General features: G+C 34.4%; 13 protein-coding genes and 1 pseudogene. 2 read left to right on the plus strand and 12 right to left on the minus strand.

What is annotated here, in order from left to right; all coding sequences use genetic code 11:
• Window positions 1-109: 109 nt before the first annotated feature.
• The 8 genes and pseudogenes from NNL09_RS09010 to NNL09_RS09045 form a co-directional block, all read right to left on the minus strand.
• On the minus strand, window positions 110-3,316 hold the full coding sequence (locus tag NNL09_RS09010; protein ID WP_254514227.1) for a M14 family zinc carboxypeptidase: 3,207 nt from the start codon (window positions 3,314-3,316) through the stop codon (window positions 110-112).
• A gap of 113 nt (window positions 3,317-3,429) precedes the next feature.
• Window positions 3,430-3,660 carry a hypothetical protein gene (locus tag NNL09_RS09015; RefSeq protein WP_196912065.1) on the minus strand — a complete coding sequence of 77 codons (231 nt, stop codon included), beginning with the start codon at window positions 3,658-3,660 and terminating at the stop codon, window positions 3,430-3,432.
• Between the two features lie 366 nt (window positions 3,661-4,026).
• On the minus strand, window positions 4,027-5,286 hold the full coding sequence (locus NNL09_RS09020; protein ID WP_231389300.1) for a GEVED domain-containing protein: 1,260 nt from the start codon (window positions 5,284-5,286) through the stop codon (window positions 4,027-4,029).
• Window positions 5,281-6,921 (minus strand): annotated as a pseudogene (locus NNL09_RS09025) (M4 family metallopeptidase); the annotation flags it as partial. The pseudogene NNL09_RS09025 and the gene NNL09_RS09020, both read right to left, overlap by 6 nt.
• A 703-nt stretch (window positions 6,922-7,624) precedes the next feature.
• Complete coding sequence (locus NNL09_RS09030; RefSeq protein WP_254514228.1) at window positions 7,625-10,927, minus strand: GEVED domain-containing protein; 3,303 nt, start codon at window positions 10,925-10,927, stop codon at window positions 7,625-7,627.
• 456 nt (window positions 10,928-11,383) lie between these two features.
• Window positions 11,384-15,109 carry a GEVED domain-containing protein gene (locus NNL09_RS09035; protein WP_254514229.1) on the minus strand — a complete coding sequence of 1,242 codons (3,726 nt, stop codon included), beginning with the start codon at window positions 15,107-15,109 and terminating at the stop codon, window positions 11,384-11,386.
• 434 nt (window positions 15,110-15,543) lie between these two features.
• On the minus strand, window positions 15,544-16,509 hold the full coding sequence (locus tag NNL09_RS09040) for a YheT family hydrolase (RefSeq protein WP_025665907.1): 966 nt from the start codon (window positions 16,507-16,509) through the stop codon (window positions 15,544-15,546).
• Window positions 16,509-17,510 (minus strand): bestrophin family protein, encoded by a 1,002-nt coding sequence (locus tag NNL09_RS09045; RefSeq protein WP_025665906.1) that lies wholly within the window; start codon window positions 17,508-17,510, stop codon window positions 16,509-16,511. The genes NNL09_RS09040 and NNL09_RS09045 overlap by 1 nt, the downstream gene beginning before the upstream one ends.
• A 187-nt stretch (window positions 17,511-17,697) precedes the next feature.
• Between NNL09_RS09045 and NNL09_RS09050 the strand changes: the two genes are divergently transcribed.
• A complete protein-coding gene (locus tag NNL09_RS09050; RefSeq protein ID WP_025665905.1) occupies window positions 17,698-18,180 on the plus strand; it encodes a thioesterase family protein in 483 nt (160 codons plus the stop codon).
• Window positions 18,181-18,297: 117 nt separating this feature from the next.
• Here NNL09_RS09050 and NNL09_RS09055 read toward each other — a convergent pair whose 3' ends face one another.
• The 3 genes from NNL09_RS09055 to NNL09_RS09065 form a co-directional block, all read right to left on the minus strand.
• A complete protein-coding gene (locus NNL09_RS09055; protein WP_196911513.1) occupies window positions 18,298-21,354 on the minus strand; it encodes a S8 family serine peptidase in 3,057 nt (1,018 codons plus the stop codon).
• A 150-nt stretch (window positions 21,355-21,504) separates the two neighbouring features.
• Complete coding sequence (locus NNL09_RS09060) at window positions 21,505-22,401, minus strand: DMT family transporter (protein ID WP_196911514.1); 897 nt, start codon at window positions 22,399-22,401, stop codon at window positions 21,505-21,507.
• Window positions 22,394-22,747 (minus strand): arsenate reductase family protein, encoded by a 354-nt coding sequence (locus NNL09_RS09065; RefSeq protein ID WP_196911515.1) that lies wholly within the window; start codon window positions 22,745-22,747, stop codon window positions 22,394-22,396. Before NNL09_RS09065 ends, NNL09_RS09060 begins: the two co-directional genes overlap by 8 nt.
• A gap of 203 nt (window positions 22,748-22,950) precedes the next feature.
• Here NNL09_RS09065 and NNL09_RS09070 point away from each other — a divergent pair, with 203 nt between their 5' ends.
• Complete coding sequence (locus NNL09_RS09070) at window positions 22,951-23,406, plus strand: DinB family protein (RefSeq protein ID WP_025665901.1); 456 nt, start codon at window positions 22,951-22,953, stop codon at window positions 23,404-23,406.
• A gap of 46 nt (window positions 23,407-23,452) precedes the next feature.
• Here the strand turns inward: NNL09_RS09070 and NNL09_RS09075 are convergent, their stop codons facing one another.
• Window positions 23,453-24,190, minus strand: a complete 738-nt coding sequence (locus NNL09_RS09075) for a DUF3298 and DUF4163 domain-containing protein (RefSeq protein WP_196911516.1) — start codon at window positions 24,188-24,190, stop codon at window positions 23,453-23,455.
• Between the last annotated feature and the right edge of the window lie 70 nt (window positions 24,191-24,260).

Below are 24,260 nucleotides of genomic sequence, written 5' to 3' on the forward strand. Positions count from 1 at the left end.
TCTTATGTTATTTTTAAGTCATATAATTGATCATATAGATGGCACTCCTGAATAGTAAACAAAAAACCACCTTGTAAAAGGTGGTTTTGTACAATGTATTTGATTTTATCTATTTTAAAATAAGCTTTTTGGTTATGGTTTTAGTATCTGATTTAACCGATACAAAATACATTCCAGATGGTAAATTATTCAATTCTATTTTGTCTGCAGACATTTTACCGCGTCTTACTGTTTGACCTGCCTTGTTGACGATTCTGTATGTAGACCCATTAAAATTATTCATTTTGATTATAATGAAATCTTTTGCAGGAATTGGATGAATAACAATGTCAGAGCTTTCTAAATCTGTTTTCACATCTCTATTAAAGTTATGCATTGCAGCATTTCCTACACAGAAGTTTTTAGTATCTTCAGAAGTAAATGATCCACCAGAAGCTAGCACAGCACCAGACGCACTATTGGTTAATTCATAAGAACCATTACCATAACTACAGCAGATACCATCACCATATGAATCTTTAAATACTAAAGTATAACACCCTGCATCCAGAGTTTTAGTTATATTAAGGGTAGAGCCATCAGGTTGAGATGGATATGTTCCTCCAGAATGTACTACCTGGTTGTTCGCATCTTTGATTTCCCAGCTGGTTTCTTCAGGATAGTTATCAAAAGTAATACGCAGTTTTACATCATAGGTAGAAGATGCTCCTGCAGTAGTTACATTTAAAGTGTTACTTGCTGCGGATTCGTTTCCAGCCGCATCTTTAGCTTTTACCGTAAACTGGTATGCAGTGTTAGCGGTTAATCCGGTAATATTTCTTGTTGTTGCAGTTACCGATCCAAGATTAGTTGATCCTTGATATACATCATATCCAGTCACTCCTACATTATCAGTAGCAGCATTCCATGATAGGGTAAGAGTTGTTTGAGCAACATTAGAGGCAGCTAATCCTGCTGGAGCAGAAGGAGCTTGAGTATCTGCACCGGATCCACTTATAGCCACGGTGTAATCTTCTACTTCACCATAAGAGAAAGATTCACAGGGAGTTGGTATTCCATTGTATTTCATAGATACTCTCATTCTAGTGTTTCCATCTTTCGCTGTTGCAGGTACAGTAAAGTTACCACTTACCGGAGTTGTTTGTGAAGCAGCATTCGTCCATACTTGTTCTCCTGTATCGGCAAAATCTCCATCTTGATTATAATCAATCCATACAGAGTATCCTTCATTGTATTTAGTTCCGGTCCATGTAGGAGTAATGGTAATGGTGTTTGCATTACCTTTAGACAGGTTAGTAGATTCAGCAGTAAAATCGCTGTATCCACCACTTGCTCCTGTCGATGTTTTATCGATGGTTCCTAATTTTACATTACTGATGTATTCATCATTTACACTTTGACCATTAGAGCCACAGTAGTTAAGTTGTACATCTGTAGTTGTAAAATTAATAGAGCTACTATAATTAGAAGTAGTTCCATCGGCACACTTACTTCTTACCTGTACTTCATAGGCAGTAGAAGGGTTTAATCCAGAAATCACTTTAGAAGTTCCGTTTTCGGCAGAAGTTGTCCAGTTTGTTGTTCCAGTTTGTCTGTATCTTAGATCATAGGTTGCACTGGCTACAGCAGTCCATCCTATAGTAGCAGTGTTTGATCCCACAGCCGAAGAAGATACTCCTGTAGGTACAGTTGCTGTACAAGTAGTAGAACCACCATTATACGTTATCGTGACATCTGTAGTGTACTCCCAGGTACCATTATTTATAGTAAGTGTTATAGGAATTTGAGTTCCTGTTGGAGTGGTTGATTTTAACTGAAAATCAATAGCTCCAGTATCGGTTCCTAAAAGTTCGATACTACCATATTGCTTTGGTTGTCCTAAAGAACTTATATGTGAAGAATTAGAGGATAAACTAACTGTCCAGTTGGCTTGTTTAAGACTAAAACGTTTAATAGAATAAGCAACCGTTCCTGATGTATTTGTAATTGTTTGATTTGCATTATCAGGTGTTACTTTTGCATATTTGGCTGCCATTCTCATTATCTTAATGTTAAAAGGATATACCTCATTACATAAAGGAATAATTCTACTGGAAGCTGGCCAGAATCCATCGTTTGAGGATCCTACTTCGGGAGTCATAGCAAAAACCTTGGGTTTAGAACTTTGTTCTCCATACATCCAATCATCAGAACTTCCTCCCGCTGTGTATCCTACTGTTTGATTAGGAGTACCATATGTATATGAGTTTTCTTCTGTCATGTATGTACATATTTTTACAAATGTACTTTGGTCAGGAGTAAATGTATTCGCCTTATATCCCCATGGATGAATCAACAGATTACTAAACGAGTGATAATTAAGCGCAGCTACAAAATTATGCTGATTTGTAAAATCTCTCATTGCCTGAGTTTCAGGTTCAGAAAATTTAGAAGTACCGTGATACGAATCACTGCTGGGAGTAGAAGAAGATCCTCCGGGAGCTGCCCATTGGTAACCATAGTTACGATTTAAATCAACACCATAAGATCCCCCGTTGTTTCGCCTGTTTTTTCTCCAATACCCTCCTCCGTTTGGGTTGGTTTGCTGATTATGGATGTATCCATCAGGATTAATAATAGGGATAAAATATAATTCGGTATTGTCTACTAATATTTTGATTTCCGGATCAGAATTATAATTCTCTAACAGGTACCACATATAAAAAAGATTTTGTGAGAGCCCTACTGGTTCTCTGGCATGATGTATAGAAGTATATAGCATTTCATCTTCGTTTTCATCGGTATCTGCATTGTCACTTATTTTAACCATATAGATTGATCTACCTTGTATTGTTGTACCAATAGATGATTTGGCTGTGATGAGCTGAGGGTACAATTGTCGCATTTTATCTAAAGCGGCTATAGCCTCATCATGCGTATGAAAACCTCCCATACTTCCCAATGCAAAATTACTAGGAGAGGGCACCTGTTGCTGAATATTATTTTTCGCCTTACGTGCATTACTTCTATCCGTTCTTTTATTTATCCGGGGAATTCTTTTAGAGAGATTACGAATTTTGATTTTGTATTTAACGTTATTTTTCCTTAATAATTTAAGATCGCTATGTGAAATTTCTGCAGTAATTTTACCATTCTCATAATGAAAATGATCGGCTTCGAGTCCTTTTGCCTGTAGCATTTCTAGTTGCTCTTTGTTTGTGTCAAAAACAACTCGATAATATTTCTCTTGTGCCTGTAACATATACATGTTACATAGAAAAAAGATAGTGTATATCCATGGGATATAGGATTTTAAAGAATTAGTGTTTGTTTTCATTGTTTGTGTGTTTAAGAGTTAGTTTTTATTACTTTCTATGAAGAATATAGAATGAATGGTGAAACATTCTTCATATGTATTTATCGAGAGTGTAGAAAAAATGTAATTAATTCTTAGGAACAGGTAGAAAGATTTCCAATACCAGGATACGTGTTACCAATATATACAGTAGGATAGTCTTGAGGGATTTCTTGATAATTTTTAGTGACTAGAGAACTGTTAGAACTAAGAATTAGTTTTTTTCTTGATAGTTTACCTTTTTTCTTTTTTTCTTGTAGTGTTAGATGAGAAAAAGTTAAACGAAATGCCAGTTGAGGGAAAGCATTTTTGTTATAATCTTTCATTATGACGAAGTTTGAGTTTTGTGTATGGTTAATATACTATAAATATAATTTTAATAAATCAGATATACCCAACAATTATTATATATTTTATGTTGTAAGTGTTTGTTTTTGAGAAGTTAAATGTAATGATGATACAATTCTTTTACCTTTTCTTTTTTTATTGAACTTAAAGAAAAAATGAATTATTGTTATAAAATAACTATTACGTTGTTTGTGAAGAATACGTATCCTAGGAAATAATTTAACTAGACTCTGTTTACTTTTTCCAGACGATCATTGATACGTCATTAGCTAATGAATACCTTTTTGATACAGGTAAAAATTCCCCTTAAAACATCTCGTTTTAAGAGGAATTTAGATAAGATTTTATTGTTTAACGAATTGTGCAGTTTTGTCACCAACTTTTACAAAATAAGACCCTGATTTTAATTCCTGAACATTAATTATGTTTATAAATGTTCCTTGATCAACAGTTTGCCCTAGTATATTAAATATCACATACTTTTTACTGTTAAGGTTGTGGGTATCGATATTAATAATAGTACCACTTACAGGATTTGGATATGTTTTTAATTGTGTATTAAAAGGTGGAGCGGTATGAGTTACAGAGAATGCCGAGGCAAAAAATGCACCACATGCCCCAAGGTTATTCCATCCAAAGGTAGTACGTTCATAGAGATATCCTTGGTAAGTGACACGATCACCAACCTGATAATTTACCGAACCATTATATGGGGCTACTCCTGCACAGGGGTCAGAACTTCCTCCTGTTGTAGTCACATTAACCGTATTACTAGAACCAGAAACATTTCCGGCAGCATCTTTAGCTTTTACACTAAACTGATATGCAGTGTTTGCTGTTAATCCAGTGATGTTAGTAGATGTCGAATTGGCACTTCCTAATAGAGTAGATCCTTGATATACATCATATCCAGTCACTCCTACATTATCAGTGGCGGCATTCCATGATAGTGTAAGTGTGGTTTGTGCAACATTAGAAGCTGTTAATCCAGAAGGAGCAGAGGGAGCTTGAGTATCACCACCAGTAGATCCACCACTAATAGTAACAGTATAATCTTCTACCTCACCATAATCAAAGGATTCACAAGAACTAGGAACAGTATTGTATCTCATAGAAACCCTCATTCTAGTGTTTCCATCTTTTGCGGCTGAGGGTACCGTAAAATTACCACTTACCGGGGTTGTTTGAGAAGCGGCATTAGTCCATACTTGTTCTCCTGCATCGGCAAAATCCCCATCCTGGTTATAATCAATCCATACAGAGTATGCTTCATTGTATTGAGTTCCGGTCCATGTAGGAGTTATAGTTATTGTATTAGAATTTCCCTTAGACAATGAGGTTGATTCTGCAGTAAAATCACTATACCCACCACTTCCTGCGGTAGACGTTTTATTGATACTTCCTAATTTCACATTACTGATATATTCATCAGAAGTACTTTGACCATTAGATGCGCAGTATGTTACTGTTGTAGAGCAAGGTTCGCATGAACCTCCACAATCTACACCAGTTTCATCACCATTCTGTACTCCATCGGTACATGTTGGTGTACCACCACAATTAGCAGTTCCTGAAAATTGTTGACCAACCCCTACTGCATGCATTGCATTAGTAGCAGCTTTTACTTCACAAGATGAAGCTCCGTATAAATCTGTTGCCGCGTTGATCACTGCTGTTCTTGCTGCAGCATAGTTAGAGTTTTGAGATAAATAATTAGTCAAAGCACGAAATGCAATTTGTCCTGCTTTTTCTATACCAATAGCTTCTACAGTATATGAATTTCCGTTATCATTGCTTCCTTGACCGCCTTGAGAAAGAAGGTAAAACTAATGATTTAATACCCCCGAATTGGTGTGTACACCACAGAAGTCATTTTGACCGGTTGGAGTTCCACAATTTGGCTCTTTCCAGTTTGTTCCTCCGTAAGTATCAGGTTGATTATATTGTTTAGGATTGGATAAAGATCGTTTTAAAGCAATTTTATCTCCCAATGTCCATGTATCTTGATTTATAGTATTGAATGCAAAATATTCTACATAAGCTCCGAAGATATCACTAAAGGCTTCGTTTAATGCTCCAGATTCTCTCTGATATCTTAACTGAGCGGATGTTCCTGTTACTCCATGTGCAATTTCGTGACCTACTACATCTAAGGGAGTAAAAGGAGTTCCTCCTCTGGTGTTGTTACCGAAAAAGGTCCAGGTTCCTGCCCAAAAAGCATTGTTATCTCCTTGTTGTCCTGATCCGTTTACATATAAATTTATATTAGTACCATTTCCATCATAACTAGATCTATTAAATACACTACTAAACATATCCCAGGTTTTTTCCATACCCCAGTAAGCAGCCATATAGTATTTATCATTTCCACTAAAATTGAAAGTGGTGGATGAACTTGTAACTAAAGATGCATTAGTTGGTTCAACTTGATAATTTACATTTGCTCCATTCATATTTCTCATGGCAACACTTCTATTTCCAGTTTGCCTGGTAACGTACCCAGATCCGCCTTGAGTTACAGTTATATTTTGTTGCCCATGATACCCTGTATCTGTTGTACCATCTACCGAGTGAATTTTTTGAGATGAAAATAGTATAGATCCATCACTAGCATCAACATAAACATCAGAGCGCTGTAGAGGAGCGGCTGCATACATATCAAATTTGTAAGCAAGTTTAAGTTTGTCGGCATTAAGCTCATTATTATTTGTGAAATAGACAAGCTCTCCACCATCACTTACTTTTTCTCCCATAAAATGTCTTTCTCCATTTTTTTGAGCATTTCCTATTTCCCAGGCATATTTTTTAGCCTTTATTACGGTTTTTGCTTTTTCTAAAGCTTGAGCAGAAGTCAAAGTACTTTTTTTAGTATACAATGAAGCCGGCACTGTAGAAAACCATTCTCCATTAGCAGTGATTACTTTACCATCCTTAACATGAATTAGGTACATAGAATTATCTACAGGAATCCCATTAATGGTTTGTTGCAGACGATAATGAGTAAAACCTAATTTATCTTGATTTTTTTCTGTAATTAGGATTCCTTGATGAGGAGGGATATTAAAGAACTGTTTCATAAAATTTTCTGGAGTAGAAAAAGCTATAGGTTCTTGATCAAATTTAATTGCTCGGGGAATCATTCCTTGTTCCCCTTTTTGTAATACTTCATATTTTTCCTGCCCATATGAGGAAAAAATAAGTATAAACATTAATACTAATACATTGAAATTTTTTTTCATAAGTTGATTTGTGTGTTAGATTTATAATTTCGAAAACTACTTAAAAAGGTGTCGCAAATCAATTTATATACGTCCAGAAACATGTTTTAAGATGACTCAAAACATGTTTCTGGATTTTTTTATTATTGATAATGAGATGGTTAGTTTTTATTGAAAGGAAAACAGGAATTGCTTAGTATTGTGTATTAAAGGTCGAAATAAGTCTTGGTTGGTATTTTTTAATAAAAAAACCCTCTCCATAAAAGGAGAGGGAGTTCAGTAATTATACTTCTATTGTGTCCCCCAACACATTCGAATTATATCGGTACAAGACGGATCAATCCGACGATTTCCCTGAATATAATTACTAGTGAACAGATAAAAAATCTCTGCTAAATTATACTTTAGAGTATAGTCTAAATATTAAAAATGATGTGTAAAAATGAGTGTGAAGTTATTTTGAGGGGCGAATATATAGATTAATCTTAATAAAACATGTTTTTTTATATTAAATTACTGTGTACGCATAGTATTATTGTGGTTTTCTTATAAAAGAAAAACATATGATTGAGCATTCTCTATTTTGAATTCGTTGCCTTAAAAACTACTATATAGATAGTAAGTGAATATGTTTTATTTAAATATATAAATTTACTTATTACTGAAAATAGAAAACCCCCGAAACAAACTGTTTCGAGGGTTTTAAAAAAATACTGAATGTATATTATTGCTTGATAATAAACTTCTTGGTTAATGTTTTATCATTTGATATAACAGAAAAGAAATACATCCCATCTGGTAAACCACTTAATTCTACCTTGTTTTCAGATACTTTACCATTTCTTACCATTTGTCCAATATGATTAATGATTCTATAGTTTGAATCCTTAGCATTGTTCATTCGAATTGTGATAAAGTTTTTTGCAGGAACAGGCGAAATCACAAATTCAGAATTTTTCAAATCTGTTGTTGCAATATCATTACTGTTGATATTATTTAATTGCGCATTTCCTACACAGAAGTTTTTAGTATCTTCAGAAGTAAATGATCCACCAGAAGCTAGCACAGCACCAGACGCACTATTGGTTAATTCATAAGAACCATTACCATAACTACAGCAGATACCATCACCATATGAATCTTTAAATACTAAAGTATAACACCCTGCATCCAGAGTTTTAGTTATATTAAGGGTAGAGCCATCAGGTTGAGATGGATATGTTCCTCCAGAATGTACTACCTGGTTGTTCGCATCTTTGATTTCCCAGCTGGTTTCTTCAGGATAGTTATCAAAAGTAATACGCAGTTTTACATCATAGGTAGAAGATGCTCCTGCAGTAGTTACATTTAAAGTGTTACTTGCTGCGGATTCGTTTCCAGCCGCATCTTTAGCTTTTACCGTAAACTGGTATGCAGTGTTAGCGGTTAATCCGGTAATATTTCTTGTTGTTGCAGTTACCGATCCAAGATTAGTTGATCCTTGATATACATCATATCCAGTCACTCCTACATTATCAGTAGCAGCATTCCATGATAGGGTAAGAGTTGTTTGAGCAACATTAGAGGCAGCTAATCCTGCTGGAGCAGAAGGAGCTTGAGTATCTGCACCGGATCCACTTATAGCCACGGTGTAATCTTCTACTTCACCATAAGAGAAAGATTCACAGGGAGTTGGTATTCCATTGTATTTCATAGATACTCTCATTCTAGTGTTTCCATCTTTCGCTGTTGCAGGTACAGTAAAGTTACCACTTACCGGAGTTGTTTGTGAAGCAGCATTCGTCCATACTTGTTCTCCTGTATCGGCAAAATCTCCATCTTGATTATAATCAATCCATACAGAGTATCCTTCATTGTATTTAGTTCCGGTCCATGTAGGAGTAATGGTAATGGTGTTTGCATTACCTTTAGACAGGTTAGTAGATTCAGCAGTAAAATCGCTGTATCCACCACTTGCTCCTGTCGATGTTTTATCGATGGTTCCTAATTTTACATTACTGATGTATTCATCATTTACACTTTGACCATTAGAGTCACAGTAGTTAAGTTGTACATCTGTAGTTGTAAAATTAATAGAGCTACTATAATTAGAAGTAGTTCCATCGGCACACTTACTTCTTACCTGTACTTCATAGGCAGTAGAAGGGTTTAATCCAGAAATCACTTTAGAAGTTCCGTTTTCGGCAGAAGTTGTCCAGTTTGTTGTTCCAGTTTGTCTGTATCTTAGATCATAGGTTGCACTGGCTACAGCAGTCCATCCTATAGTAGCAGTGTTTGATCCCACAGCCGAAGAAGATACTCCTGTAGGTACTGAAGCAGTACAAGGCGTAGTAGTTCCTGTTAATCCAGTAACAATAAGAGAGAAATTTTGACTCCCTCCTGTTAATGTTCCTTTATGAGTAACCGTAATAGTATATGTTCCAGAAGCATTAGCTATATCTACTCTTTCAAACGGATCCACAGTGTTGTCTCCAGTACCATTTGTAGTAATACTGGTAAGCTTGTACGGACTAGATGTAGTAGAACCTTTTGTAACTCTAATATCTAAGTCATTTACTAATACAGCTGTATTAGAATTTGTCGCAGTTACGGCAGTTCCTGCTCTATCTGTCCAGGAAATAGAAGCCATTAAAGGACTTGTACCATCTGAGTCAACAGTTACGGTATACGTTTGGCCGCTTGTAAGTGTTAGTTCTTCTATTTTTGAAGCAGTTCCTTTATTGGTAATAGCTTCGGCAGCAACTTTGGCATTTAATAACCCCCATCCGTGAACTGCGTCAGGTCCAGAAGGGCCAACATCATCAGCAGTATGAAGCGCTAATCCTTTTAAGGTTGCAGCTTTCATAAAGTTTCCATTATTACTATTGTAGTATTGTTGTAATAGTAAAAGCGTACCGGTTACATTAGGTGCAGCCATTGAAGTACCAGAGATACTGTTGTAGGCAGTATCACTATTATCGTAAGTAGAATATACACCAGTACCATTACCGGTAATGTCTGGTTTAATTCTATAATCATCGGTAGGACCTTCACTACTTTGAGAATTGATGGTCATACTATTAAGGGTACCATCATTATTTACATTGGCATCTTGACCATTAGCAACTACAAGATTATTTTTTGAAGTAGAATGCCCTGTTAGTTTATCATAAGAAGAATTTCCATCAAGTGGTTGAGCGTTTGAATTGTTATCAAGTCCATCATTTCCTGCAGCTACTACCATAAGATAGAATGGTGCGTTAAACATGATTTCATCCCATTTTCTGGATTCATCTATATAAGCTCCAAAATACTGATCAGGAACTGCACTGGCTCTAAAACCATAAGAATGATTAGATAATAACATTCCATTTGCAGCAGCTGTTGTTGCTTCTGAATCGTCATTATTCCAATCATGTGTTTTAGCTTTTGCTTGAGAAGCCATTCCTTTTGCATTGGCCTGTACTCCAGAGGCAACTATTGTTCCCGTAACATGCTGGGCATGAAAACTATTGCCATTAAGTGTTGTAACACCATCATTAATAGCAACCCTGTTATTTCCTCCTGCACCATCAAATTCCTGGTGAGTAGGTCTTGTCGCTCCACCATCCCAGACATAAGCAGTCATATTTTGTCCATCTAGATTTAGGCCTAAAGAACCTCCTGAGTTTAAATGATTTGCTCGTGTAGACTTTGCAGCATCTACATTAAATGTAGTATAATAGATAGGAGTACCATCTTTTGCTAATCTTTGTAGTTCAGAAAAGCTTCCATCGGCATTTGTCATTTTGACTTGCCATCCATTTCTTTTGGCAGCCGCTATAGCTTCTTTCTTTTGTAATGCAGCTTTACTTGCTAATTCAGTCTGTAGTTGATTTAATTTTACCAGATTACTTTGTTGAGCGATCTTTGCCTTTTGTGAAGGATTCTGAGCGAAAAGTCCACCAGATAAAAATATCATTGAAGAAATAATAATGATATTTAATTTTGGTGACACTTGCCCATTAAAGCCCCTCAACGAAATAAGGCTTTTGTAGCTTTTTTTCATTGTTATTGAGTTTGAGTTAGTGTTATGTTTGTTTTTTTGAAGAATTCAAATAAAACATTCGAATTTCTTAAATTATTCGCAATAAAAAAAAGTTTTTCGATGAAGAGAAAGAAAATTGCTTTATAAAACATTAAGACCATTGTAATGCAACCGTGTTGCAAGAAAAATCTTTCTTTTAGTGTCTACTTAACTTATTGTGGTTATCTCACTTTATTTTTATTTAGTAGTTTATGCAACTTTTATTATTTCAAAACGAAATGCACAACGGGTTTATAAAATATGTTTTTATATTAAATTGGTATATGTGCATAGTATTGTAATGTTTTTCTTAGAAAAGAAAAGTGTATGATTCAGTATTTTTTATTTTGAATTCGTTGTCTTAAAAGCCACTATTACTGTAAATAGAAAACCCCAAAACAAACTGTTTCGGGGTTTTTTAAAAATACTGAATGTATATTATTGCTTAATGATAAACTTCTTAGTTAGTGTTTTATCATATGATAAAACCGAAAAGAAATACATCCCATCTGGTAAACCACTTAATTCTACCTTGTTTTTAGATACTTTACCATTTCTTACCACCTGACCAATATGATTAATGATTCTATAGTTTACATCCTTAACATTATTCATTCGAATCATGATAAAGTCTTTTGCAGGAACAGGAGAAATTACAAATTCAGAATTTTTCAAATCTACTGTTGTTATGTCATTACTGTTGATATTATTTAATTGCGTATTAAAAGGTGGAGCGGTAGGGTTTATAGAGAGTGCCGTGGCAAATGCACCACATGCCCCAAGATTATTCCATCCAGAATTAGTACGTTCATAAAGATATCCTTGATAAGTTACACGATCACCAACCTGATAATTTACCGAACTATTATATGGAGCCACACCTGCACAAGGATCAGAATTTCCTCCTGTTGTAGTCACATTAACTGTATTACTAGAACCAGAAACATTACCGGCAGCATCTTTAGCTTTTACCGTAAACTGGTATGCAGTGTTAGCGGTTAATCCGGTAATATTTCTTGTTGTTGCGGTTACCGATCCAAGATTAGTTGATCCTTGATATACATCATATCCAGTCACTCCTACATTATCAGTAGCAGCATTCCATGATAGGGTAAGAGTTGTTTGGGCAACATTAGAAGCTGCTAATCCTGCTGGAGCAGAAGGAGCTTGAGTATCGCCACTGGTTGATCCACCACCTATAGCCACGGTGTAATCTTCTACTTCACCATAAGAGAAAGATTCACAAGGAGTTGGTATTCCATTGTATTTCATAGATACTCTCATTCTAGTGTTTCCATCTTTCGCTGTTGCAGGTACAGTAAAGTTACCACTTACCGGAGTTGTTTGTGAAGCAGCATTCGTCCATACTTGTTCTCCTGTATCGGCAAAATCTCCATCTTGATTATAATCAATCCATACAGAGTATCCTTCATTGTATTTAGTTCCGGTCCATGTAGGAGTAATGGTAATGGTGTTGGTATTACCTTTAGACAGGTTAGTAGATTCAGCAGTAAAATCGCTGTATCCACCACTTGCTCCTGTCGATGTTTTATCGATGGTTCCTAATTTTACATTACTGATGTATTCATCATTTACACTTTGACCATTAGAGTCACAGTAGTTTGTAGGATTACTGCCATCGGTAGTTGTGGCTGTTACGGTATTACTAAAATCAGATTGGTTTTCAGCAGCATCTTTAGCTTTTATTTTGAAAGAATATGCTGTATTTGCTGTTAACCCTGTAGCCTGATATGTAGTCGTAGCTACTGTACCAATAATAGTATTGCCTTGATATACATCATACCCGGTAACTCCAACATTATCTGTAGAAGCAACCCAAGAAAGATCAATTGTATTTTGTGTTACATTGGATGCTGTTAAATTTGAAGGAGTAGAAGGGGTTTGAGTATCTGCAGTTGATGATCCTACAAGAGGGACTTTCCAAACACCTCTTCCATAAGTACCTGCTAATAATACTTGATCTGTATAATTAACTTCCAAATCTCGTACAGAAACATTGGGTAAATTTTGAGAATAATTTTCCCAATTGTTATTTCCTTGCTTATAATACACTCCTAAATAAGTACCTACATAAATAGTTTCGGTACCTTTTTGGTGTCGGACAACGTTTTTAGCCTCACTTGGCAAATTACCCGATATGTTAGAAAAACTTGATCCCTGATCAGTAGATTTAAAAACTCCGTTAGAAAGCCCTGATGAAGAATAACCATTGGTAGATATATAAATGATATTAGTATTATCATTATGTACTTCTATAGAAGTAATATTTGTAGTAGAAGTATGTATTTTTGTCCAGTTTACTCCTTTGTCAATACTTTTATATAAATTATTTTCACGAGAAACATAAATATTGTTTGCATTAGACGGGTCTACTTCGATATGATCCAGATTACCACCAAAATTGAAGGTAGTAAGTTTTTGAAAAGAATTATTATTTAGTTTATAAACGCTAGAATATCCTGCATAAACATTTCCATCTTTATCAGAAACCAGAGGAGTAACCCAATTTCCTCTTTCAGGCCCACGAGTTACATGAGTTTGTGTTGTTCCTCTATCGGTAGTTTTATAAAGAGATCCTCCACCTTGTATAAATCCATAATATGTATTGGGATCTGTACCACTTACTGCACAATCCATCCCATCGGCACCAAAATAATTGTTCCAAGTGTTTCCGTTACGTGCATATCCTCCATTATCCTGAAGTCCTCCTACAATATTATTAGAGCTACTATTTGCTGCTACTGATATTCTGTAAAACTGACCTATCTGTAATCCTTTGGTTAAATCTGTAAAGCTCCCACCATTATTTTCTGATAAGTATACTCCCCCATCACTACCACACATTAACTTTCCGTCATAATAACGTAAAAAGTGAATGTCTGCATGGGTGTATGTGGCTTGTTGAGGGTTTGCCCAATCATTGATTACCGAGAAGTTATTTCCTCCATCTGTAGATTTCCATATATTAAAGCATCCTACAAAAACAGTATTGGCATTTGTATCCGAAACGGCTAGTGCTAAATCATACCAAGCTTGACTTGATTCTAGGATATTAGTAGTTTCTTGGGTTTTTGTAAAGCTGTTTCCACTATCGGTTGAGCGGTATAAACCTTGAAAAGCATAATTAGCATTTTTGGTTTTGGCACTTAAAACATACACGTAGTTAGGATTGGCAGGAGTAACTTCGATGACAAATCTTCCCGAACTTGATGGTAGTCCACTTTGTATTTTTGTAAAGCTGGTTCCCCCATTTGTTGATTTATAAAAAGAATCTTTTGTAGCTGCATAAATTACATTAGAATCGCCTGGTTTCAGTTTAATATCCTTTACGTCTTCATTCAATGTTTTAGTCCATGCAACTCCTGCGTTGGTAGTTTTGTAAACTCCCTGACTAGTTGCTACCCATAATGTATTCGAGTTATTGGGGTCGATATAAATATCATTACTTGTAGTTTGTGAATTTGAAAACTCTAAGCCTGTTTTTGCCCAGGTATTTCCTCCATCAGTAGATTTAAGAACCCCAATGCTATATGAATCATTGGCATCATCATCTCCGGTAGAAATATAAATAATATTCGAATTATTAGGATCAATAGCTATACCAGAAACACCAATTTGAGGAAGGTTATCTGATAAAGAGGTCCAATTTGCACCTTTGTCTGTAGATTTCCATATTCCTCCTGCCGGAGCTCCAATATAAAATATATTAGGATTATTTGGATCTATAATAGCAACATTTACACGTCCTTGTCCTGGAGACCATGAACCCGTAACTTCATGATTAAATGGTCCCATAGGGACCCAGTTTGCGGCTGCATTTGCAGAAGAAGTCATACTGTTCTTTTCTTCCCAGGCTCTCCATAAGTGCTCGGGAGTCGGTATGGTACCATCTGGTAATAAAGAATTCTTCCAATATTCCTGCCATCTCTTAAAAGGCTTATATCCACTACCTTTTTTCTTATGATTTTTGTCTGTCCAATAAGTGTTAAATGCGTTGGTAATCTTTTGAAATTTTACAGGAGTGTTGACCCCTGAAGAATTCTTGCTTTGATTTAAATCCTCCATCCAGGGGGCGCTTGAATTATATTGGGAATGCCCAATATAGCAAATGAGTGCGGCTAAAATGATAAATGGTTTTTTCATTTTTTGTGTTTGAGTTTATGTTAAAAAAATTGGTTTATTAAACTTAATGAACTAGAAGTTCATAGATCCATAAGGGTAATTAATCATTACCACTCTATAAATATTATTATAGAATAATAGAAAGTTTTTTATAAGGTTAATTAGTTTTTCGGTATTCTTTGAAGTAGAGAAAAACTAGTAGTATACTAAGATTATAAATTTTTAAATCTTATTTGCTAATACTGGGAGGAGGTAGGTTTTTGATTTGGTATCATTTTTTGTTGAGTTTAAGTTAGTTAAATTTCCTTCAAAAATGGAAGAATCATGATCAAAGCTCATCAAATCTTTTTGATAAAAAAAAGTTTTTCGATGAAGAGAAATAAAATTACTGTATAAAACATTAAGGTTATTATAATGCAACTATGTTGCAAGAAAAACCTTTCTTTTATTCAATGTTAATTTAGTTGATCAAAAAAATTCAATGTTCGCAATTCATTATAATACACTTTATTAGGAAGATAAAAACCTACATGACCACCATATTCTGGGGTTTCAAGAAATAAATTAGGGTTTTCTTCAGCTTCATCAAAAGGATAGCAAAGATCTCCCAGGAAAGAATCATTTTTGGCATTGAGGATTAATGTAGGTGTTTGTATATTTTTCAGAAATTGTTTAGAACTACATTTAGAATAATAATCCATTGCATTTTCATACCCATGAGCTCTACTGGTATATAATTCATCAATATCCATAAGAGATGTACAGGCTTTAATATCGGATATACTTAGGATATCAGAAAATTGTACTTGTCGATCATATAGTTTGGCTTTGAGGTGATTGATAAACCGTTGTTGATAGATATAATTTTTTGGTTTATTTATTTCTGATAGCGAATCATAAAGGTCACAAGGAACCGAAATAGCTGCCGCGGTTTTTATCTCTGAAGCTAAAGAGCGACCTTCTCCCAGGTATTTTAGCATAATATTACCTCCTAAACTAAATCCGCATATCGATATATTAGTATAGGTATGTGACATAAGAATATGCTTAATAATACGATCCAAATCTTCACTGGATCCGGCATTATAGGATCTATAAAGACGATTTACTTCTCCACTACAATTTCTAAGATTTATTGCTACAGAATCCCAGCCATTATGATTTAGGTGTCTTGCTAACCCCAGTATATATTGGCGTTGTCCATTACCCTCTAATCCATGAATAATGACTGTTAGTTTTTTTGAGTTTGGTATTGTGCTGTAACTCCAGTCAAGATCGATAAAATCCCCATCATCAAGCTCTACACGTTCTCTTTTTTGTGATACTCCTTTTACTTTGCGTAACAGATTAGGATATATAGTAGAGATATAATCATTTCTGAAGAAAAAAGGAGGGGTATACTTAGATTCAAGTAATGGCATTAGTATAATATGTTATCCTTTGGTTGTTCTTTTTCTGGAAGATTTTTTTCATCAAGCATATCACGCAGGTCAATTTCAATAGTTTTGCATAATGCAGTCATTGGCACATCATTAATTCTTCCTTCAAAAGGATCTTCACTATTGCTTCCAATTTTTTCCATAGTAAAGAAAACCCAACTTATTAAAATAGAAAGTGGTATCATTAAAAAGATAAACCATTGCTCTATACCATTTGTCATTTCATTTAGTTTGTTTTCAAAAACATTAAGTAACCCAAAAGGTAGTAATAGAATAAATATCCAGGTAAACAACGTACTAAAATAGGCGTATTGTCTCGGGAAGGGAGTATTTTTTATACGTTCACATTTACCTTGAAGATTGTATAGCTCTTCTAGAATATTATGTAAAAGCTGCTTGTCAAACTCTGTAATTTTACCTTGATCCAGAAGTTGTTTAATATGAAGTCCTTGATTTTTAACTAAATGAGTAGAAGGATTCTTCCTTTTTAGTAAATCCTGATATTCCTGATCAGATACAAAAATTTTTGAAGCGTCACATGCAGGCTTTTGTTCTCCGTGTTTTTTAAAAAGGCTTTCAACGGCTATGTTCTCTTTTAAACTAAAAGAAGTTGGTTGTCTGAGTTGAATTCTTAAAGCATTAATCCAAGCTATATGTCTATAAATCAAAATTTCCTTAGTTTTTTGATCATCATGTACTAGGCATAATATCTGATTGGCCCAGGTTCGAGAATAGTTTACGATACCACCCCAAATTTTACGAGCCTCCCAAAACCGATCATAACTTTGGCTGTTTTTAAAACCGATATAGAATGCTACCGCTATACCAATTACAGTGAGAGGTTGAAAAGGGATATCAATAAATTTCCAATCTAAAAAATGATACAATGAAAAAATAACTGTAGTGTATATAGTAAAGAAAATGATGTTTTTCCAAGCATAGCGAAGGATAAGCCCCCAACCAATGTTTCGTTTAATATACATGATGAGTTTTTTTTAAAGTAAAAAGACGATATAGGTTTTCAAAATCTGTTTCATTAAAATCCTGAAAATAGTATACGGTCCGGATATTTTTTGTTTTATGTGTGTTATCAAATATACATATTTAATAACACTCTGTTATGCGCGCATAATAAGTTATTTTGTATTTTTGCCACTCAAAAAGAGTGATATGTATTTAAAAGATTTTGAAATTAGATGGAATGATATTGATGCAAATCGTCATTTGGCGAATAAAGCATATATAGAATTTGCAGCACATACCCGAATGTCTTTTTTAACAGAGAAGGGTTTTGATCAACGTCTTTTAGGTAAGTTTAATATTGGTCCTGTCGTATTTTACGAGCATATTTATTACTTTAAAGAGGTATTTTATGGTAGACCGGTAAAAGTTTCTTTAGAAATTTCGGGATTAAGTGAAGATGGAAAATTTTTTGAGTTTAGACATAAATACTATGACTATAAAGGGCGAAATTTTGCACAATGTGAAATGATGGGTGCATGGATGGATTTAAATACTCGAAAGTTAATTGCACTTCCAAAAGAAATACACCAACTATTAGATACGGTAGAACGACCAGAAGATTTTAAGGTACTTACCAAAGAGGATACAAGAAAATTTGCTAAAACTCCGATAGATTTAGAACAAGCTTAAGAAATTACTTTTTTGTATAATATCCCTGAAAATCATATCTAAACAAAAATCAAGTTCTAAAAAGAAATAGACCCGAAGATTTTATGTCTTCGGGTCTGTTTTTCTGAGTTCTTTTTTCTATTCTTTAATAAACTGCTTTGTTATTTGTTGTTTGTTAGTAGTAGTTAGTCTAAGAACATACATGCCAGGGCTTAAATGATTTACATCAATATCTCTGTTTTTCAATGTTCCTTTGTCTACTTCTTGACCTAAAATTGTAAATATGCGATAAGAAGAATATTCATTATATGTACTTATCGAAAGTGTATTTTTGGCAGGGTTAGGATAAATTTTAGTATCTGTTATCTCTTCATTAACAATTGTTTCTTCTGAGGTCCACCAATATTCTGGAGCTCCTACACAGAAACTTTTAGTATCTCTAATTCCAAAGGATCCACCAGATGCAAGAATAGCCCCTCCAACATCATTTTGAAGCGTATATGAGCCGTTACCTTCTGAGCAACACATACCATTTCTACCTTCATCATATAAAATAATGGTGTAACAACCGGCCGATAACCATAGATCAATGTTTGCTGTTGACCCAGCAACCCAGGATTCGTAAGGTCCTCCAGAAGCAACAATTTCATTAGTAGTATTTTTTTGAATTGCCCAACTCGTTTCTTCTGGGTGATCGTCAAATGTAAGCGTTAATGTTGCAAAAGATGCCCCCAGTTTTGTATCTGTAGTTAATTTTATGGCATCTATTGCAATATCGCTTAACCAATTATTCCCGGTAATACCATTAAATCGTAATCTAATACTTTTTCCTATATAGTCAGATAAATCAACCGTTGCCAATTTCCAGCGGCCTCCTTGATTCCCCGATTTGTTCCAAAGGCTAGTCCAGGTGGTTCCGTCATCTAAGCTTATTTCGAAGTGAAGGGTTCCCATGGCTTGTGCTCCCCACATATGATATTTAAAGCTAAACTGAGCTTCAATTTTTTGAGATAAATCTATACAAGGAGAATTAAGAATGGCTCTTTTTTGAGCATAATTAGGATCAGAAGCTTCCATGTATAGATAATATTTACCTTGACCAGGTCCTCTTGGTCCTGTGTTGTTAGAAGGGGTTCCTCCTGTATTTATAGACCAATCAAAGTCATCATCTCCATCTTGTGTCCATAACCCTAAAGTATTTTCAAAATTCTCTATATATGGATAAGAGGTTATACCATCAGAACAACCTGTGTATACAAGTGCTGTTGTAAAGATTTTTTGAGTACTAAAATCCGAAGTTGTACCATCACTACAAATACTTTTTATCTGTACTTTATATTTTGTGTTTGGAGATAAATCTGATAATATTGTTGAAATATCTGATGTGCTGGTTTGTATCCAGTTAGAATTTCCTACAGCTTTATATCGTATTTCATAAGTTGCACCCCCAACAGTATTCCATGAAACTTTTGCTTGAGAATCTTCAATTTCAGAAAAAGTTATACCTGTAGGTGTTTCTGCGGTACATTCCAGATTATCAGGTGTAATTCCGGTAACTATAAGTGAAAAGTTTTGAGCACCATTGGTTAAATTTCCCTTATGAGTTACTGTTATAGTATATGTATCTAGTGGGTTGTTGATTTTGATTTTCTCGAAAGGATCAACAGTATTATCACCTCTTCCACTTTTCTTAACCGATATAAGCTTGAATGGCCTAAATGTTTTTTCTTCTTTGGTAATTCTAATATCCAGATCATTTACTAATGCAGGAGTAGGGTCATTTATAATTTTACTAGGTTTACCAGCTGGATCGGTCCATGAGATTGAAGCCATTAAAGGAACAGATCCGTCTGCTTCTACAGTAATTGTATATGATTCTCCATCATTTAACGATAACTCATGGATTAATGTCTTATTACCATTATAAGTTATGGTTTCGGCAGCAGATTTTGCATTTAATAGCCCCCACCCATGTATTGCATCTGGTCCTGGAGGTCTGATGTCGTCTGCTGTATGTAATGCTAATCCTTTTAGGGTAGCGGCTTTCATAAATGTGCCATTAACATTATTATAATGTTCTTGCAATAATAATAATGACCCAGCAACATTTGGAGAGGCCATAGAAGTACCTGTTAGGTGACTATAGGCAGAATTTTTACTCGATGATGTCGAATAGACACTGGTTCCGTTACCTGTAATATCCGGTTTTATACGTAAGTCATCTGTTGGCCCTTCACTACTAGAAACATGGATAAGAGTAGAAACAAAATTTCCGTAAGAATCTATTCTAGCATCATCAGCATTGGCGACCACAATATTATTTTTGGCAGTAGCATGTCCGGTAAGCTTATCGTATTTTCTTTTTCCTTGTAAGGGTTTACTATTAGCAGTATCATCCCTTCCATCATTACCTGCAGCAACTACCATAAGGTAATACGGTGCATTGTACATGATTTGATCCCAATCTTTAGAGTTTTCTATATATCCTCCAAAAAAATAGGTAGGTACTAAAACTTGTCCCAGGGATCCTCTAATTCGATATCCATAAGAGTGATTGGATATCAACATTCCTTTTGATGCCGCCTTTATGGCTTCTGCTTTATCTTTATTCCAATCATATCCTATAGCTTTGGCTTGAGGTGCCATTCCTTTTGCATTTGGTTTAAATCCAGAAGCCATGATTGTTCCAGTAACATGAGCAGAATGGTAATGTAGCTCTTTCGTATTGTCGCCAACAGAAAATCGATTTTCTCCACCAGGGCCATCATATTCCTGATGTGCTTTTCTGGCTACTTTTGCATCCCATACATGTGCTGTCATATTTTGACCATTAAGATCTAAACCTAAAGATCCGCCAGTATTTAAATGATCGGCTCGGGTTGATCTTGCAGCGCTAATATTATAAGTAGTGTAGTAAATAGGGTTACCATTAGGAGCAATTTTCTGTAACTCTATATATTTACCTTCTGGTAAGTTGAGTTCTGTTTCCCATCCTTTTTCTTTGGCTTTTTGTTTGGCCAACTCTTTTTCTGAAATTGCTTTCTTTTCAAATTGATTTTCTAATTCGATTAGTTTTTGCTGTCGATACTGTTTTGTGATTAGTTTTTGCTGTGTCTTGGTTTGTCCAAAAGTGATAGTACCAGTAAATAATAGAAACAGGATAGATATCCTGAACTGAGATTTTAACCTTTTCATTTTTTTGGTTTTAAGATGGTTATTAGTCTTGTGTAATGTGTTAATAAAAGACAAAAAAGAAGAATGTATAGACAATCTTTTTAAGGTTATTTTAAATCGAATAAAAGAACAGAGAAAATTTGCTAAAACTCCAGTAGATTTAGAATAGGTTTAAGAGATTACCTTTTTAGGAGGTTTGGTAACCAGATATACGCCTAGAAAAACCAATAGTGCAGATATTATTTTAACTGTATTTAGCGTATCTGCACCCATTAGCATGGCAAAACTAATCGCTAATAGGGGTTGTAAATAAATGAATGCCGCAATTGTAGAAGCTCTTAAATGTCTTAGGGCAAATATATTTAACAAATAGGTAAGAAATGTAGTTGCTACGACGACGAAAATCATTTTCCAGATTACTTCATAAGGTAATGAACTCCATGTTACTTCACTAAATTCTGAAATGGTAAGCGGAAAATTAATAATAACGCCTAGTAAGAAAAACCATTTCATTAAAGTAATAGAATGATACTTGGCTGTCAAGGGTTTTACCAATACCAAATAGATAGCATATGAAGCCGCATTGATAATAAATAAAGCATTTCCTAATGGGATGTTTGGGGCATCCTGACGTATTTCGGAACCAAAAAGGATAAGACCCAGCGCTCCCGAAAAACCTAGAAAAATACCAATAGTTCTTAAAATAGTAATTTTTTCTTTTATAAAAAAAGCAGATAAAATAAACACCAAAATAGGAGAAATGGTGATCATTACAGAACTGTTGATAGGTGTTGATAATTGCAATCCTTTAAAAAACATAAGCATGTTGATTGCCATTCCAAATACAGTACAAGCAACTACCCTTGGCCAATCATTGCGTTCTATTTTTTGTTTTGGCGCCCATATAGATGCAAGCCAAAATAATAGTGCAGCACCAACTACACGTAATAAAATAAAGCCAAATGGTTTGATATAGGTAGGCATAACACCTTTGGCCACAGTATGGTTTATGCCATATATCAAACTGGCACCAAATGCAGCCAATAATGCAGCAGTTCTTTTATCCATTAATGGCAATACTGGCCTGTTCGACCACTTTTTTGCTGTTTCCGACAAAGATTTTATCATCAACAATGATTACCGGTCGTTTTAAAAAGGTATAATGTTCTAAAATTAATTTTTTATAATCCTCTTCAGATAAATTCTGATTTTTAAGATCCCGCTCTTTGTATAACCGTGCTCTTTTACTAAATATAGCTTCATAGCTTCCAGACAATTCATACATTTCTTCAATTTGATCTGCGGTAATGGTCTCATTTTTAATGTCTTGCAAAATGAAATCTGAAGATGGATTTAACTCATTTAAAATGCGTCTGCAAGTATCGCAAGTAGACAAATGATATATTTTTTTCACAGTTGATTATTTTAAGTGTCAAAATCATCACAAAGGAAATTCATTTCACAATTAAAACTTATATTTTTGGCTAAAAATTATGAAATGAATCACAACGATCATGTTGTTATTAAATAATATGATCATTGGCAAATTCTATACTCGTGCTGAACACAGTGAAAGTATGACTTTTTGAAAAACAATAAAATAAACAGATAAACACCATGCAAGATCCAATAACAATTACTCGTGTCAATCGAAAAATGTTAGAAAAAATGTTAGATAGTTATTCTTTAGACCAATTAAATGAAGTACCCGAAGGATTTAAAAACAACTTGATCTGGAACATTGCACACGTGGTGGTAACCCAACAACTATTAGTGTATAAATTGAGCGGATTACCAATGATGATTGACAACGAAATGGTAGATCTGTATCGAAAAGGAACAAAGACAGAACGGCCAGCTACCGCAGAAGAAGTGTCAGAAATAAAGAAGCTTTTATTTACAACATTAGATAAAACAGAAAAGGATCTAAGTAATGATATATTTAAAAGTTATAATGACTATGAGACTAGTACTGGATTTGTATTAAAATCTGTTGAAGATGCAATGAATTTTAATAACTATCATGAAGGGATTCATTTAGGATATATTTTGGCACTTAGAAAAGCGATTTAAGTAAGTTTGGATATAGAATTTATCTTTCCTAAGATAAATTGTTTTATCAAAAAATCTTAACTGAAAAAAACGAAGCAACCTCTTCCTTATTCAATTTTAATTCTATAGGCCCCTCTGCATAGGAGTTGATTTCATATTGATTGTAATAGAGTACCACCTCTTTATCTGTAAACCCTATAGTCGAAGGTAAGCTGTAAGTATCATTTTCAAAAAAGAACCCTGTGCTATTAATCGATTCATCTTCTGGGATTTTATATTGTGTTCTAAAGATTTTTTCTGCATAATCTTCAAACTCATCATAATTCTTAAATAATGCTCTATTCGAAAATTGCTTTCCTGTTTTTGTGTCAATGTTTAGATAAGAAACTGTACTATTTCCATGAGCACCACCCGTAAATATATAAGAATCCATTAGGACAGAGAGTAAATTTTGACATCGAAAACTAAGCTCACAATCAATAGTAGCTTCATAAGGGATAATTTCTTCAGGGAATTCTTTACTAATATTTTGATACGAACTATTAAATTGAGAGATCGCTTCTTTCAGAGTTGGTTCTGATGTGTTTTCACCAATATTCAAAATAGAACAAGCAGCATTTTCTATTTCTTTATTAATGGTGACGGCAATGGGATTGTCATCAACGATTTTTAGTAAATTGATCTCTAAAGAAACACAATCGACATTTTTGCAATCGAGAAGAGTATCTACAGTAAAATTTTGTTTTTCAAAAGTGAAAGATTCTGTATTGTCACAGCTATATAATCCTAAAAAAATTATGAGCAAAAGAATGAATTTTGACTTCGTGTTAGTTTTTGTGTTAATCATCTACTAAAGGTATTCGACGAAATATGAT

The organism is Aquimarina sp. EL_43, assembly GCF_943422735.1.
Lineage (GTDB): Bacteria > Bacteroidota > Bacteroidia > Flavobacteriales > Flavobacteriaceae > Aquimarina > Aquimarina megaterium.

Coding starts and splice junctions, on each gene's coding strand:
- NNL09_RS09045 (WP_025665906.1), bottom strand. CDS start 17,510: ATGTATATTAAACGAAACATTGGTTGGGGGCTTATCCTTCGCTATGCT.
- NNL09_RS09050 (WP_025665905.1), top strand. CDS start 17,698: ATGTATTTAAAAGATTTTGAAATTAGATGGAATGATATTGATGCAAAT.
- NNL09_RS09010 (WP_254514227.1), bottom strand. CDS start 3,316: ATGAAAACAAACACTAATTCTTTAAAATCCTATATCCCATGGATATAC.
- NNL09_RS09060 (WP_196911514.1), bottom strand. CDS start 22,401: ATGGATAAAAGAACTGCTGCATTATTGGCTGCATTTGGTGCCAGTTTG.
- NNL09_RS09055 (WP_196911513.1), bottom strand. CDS start 21,354: ATGAAAAGGTTAAAATCTCAGTTCAGGATATCTATCCTGTTTCTATTA.
- NNL09_RS09015 (WP_196912065.1), bottom strand. CDS start 3,660: ATGAAAGATTATAACAAAAATGCTTTCCCTCAACTGGCATTTCGTTTA.
- NNL09_RS09035 (WP_254514229.1), bottom strand. CDS start 15,109: ATGAAAAAACCATTTATCATTTTAGCCGCACTCATTTGCTATATTGGG.
- NNL09_RS09030 (WP_254514228.1), bottom strand. CDS start 10,927: ATGAAAAAAAGCTACAAAAGCCTTATTTCGTTGAGGGGCTTTAATGGG.
- NNL09_RS09040 (WP_025665907.1), bottom strand. CDS start 16,509: ATGCCATTACTTGAATCTAAGTATACCCCTCCTTTTTTCTTCAGAAAT.
- NNL09_RS09070 (WP_025665901.1), top strand. CDS start 22,951: ATGCAAGATCCAATAACAATTACTCGTGTCAATCGAAAAATGTTAGAA.
- NNL09_RS09020 (WP_231389300.1), bottom strand. CDS start 5,286: ATGCATGCAGTAGGGGTTGGTCAACAATTTTCAGGAACTGCTAATTGT.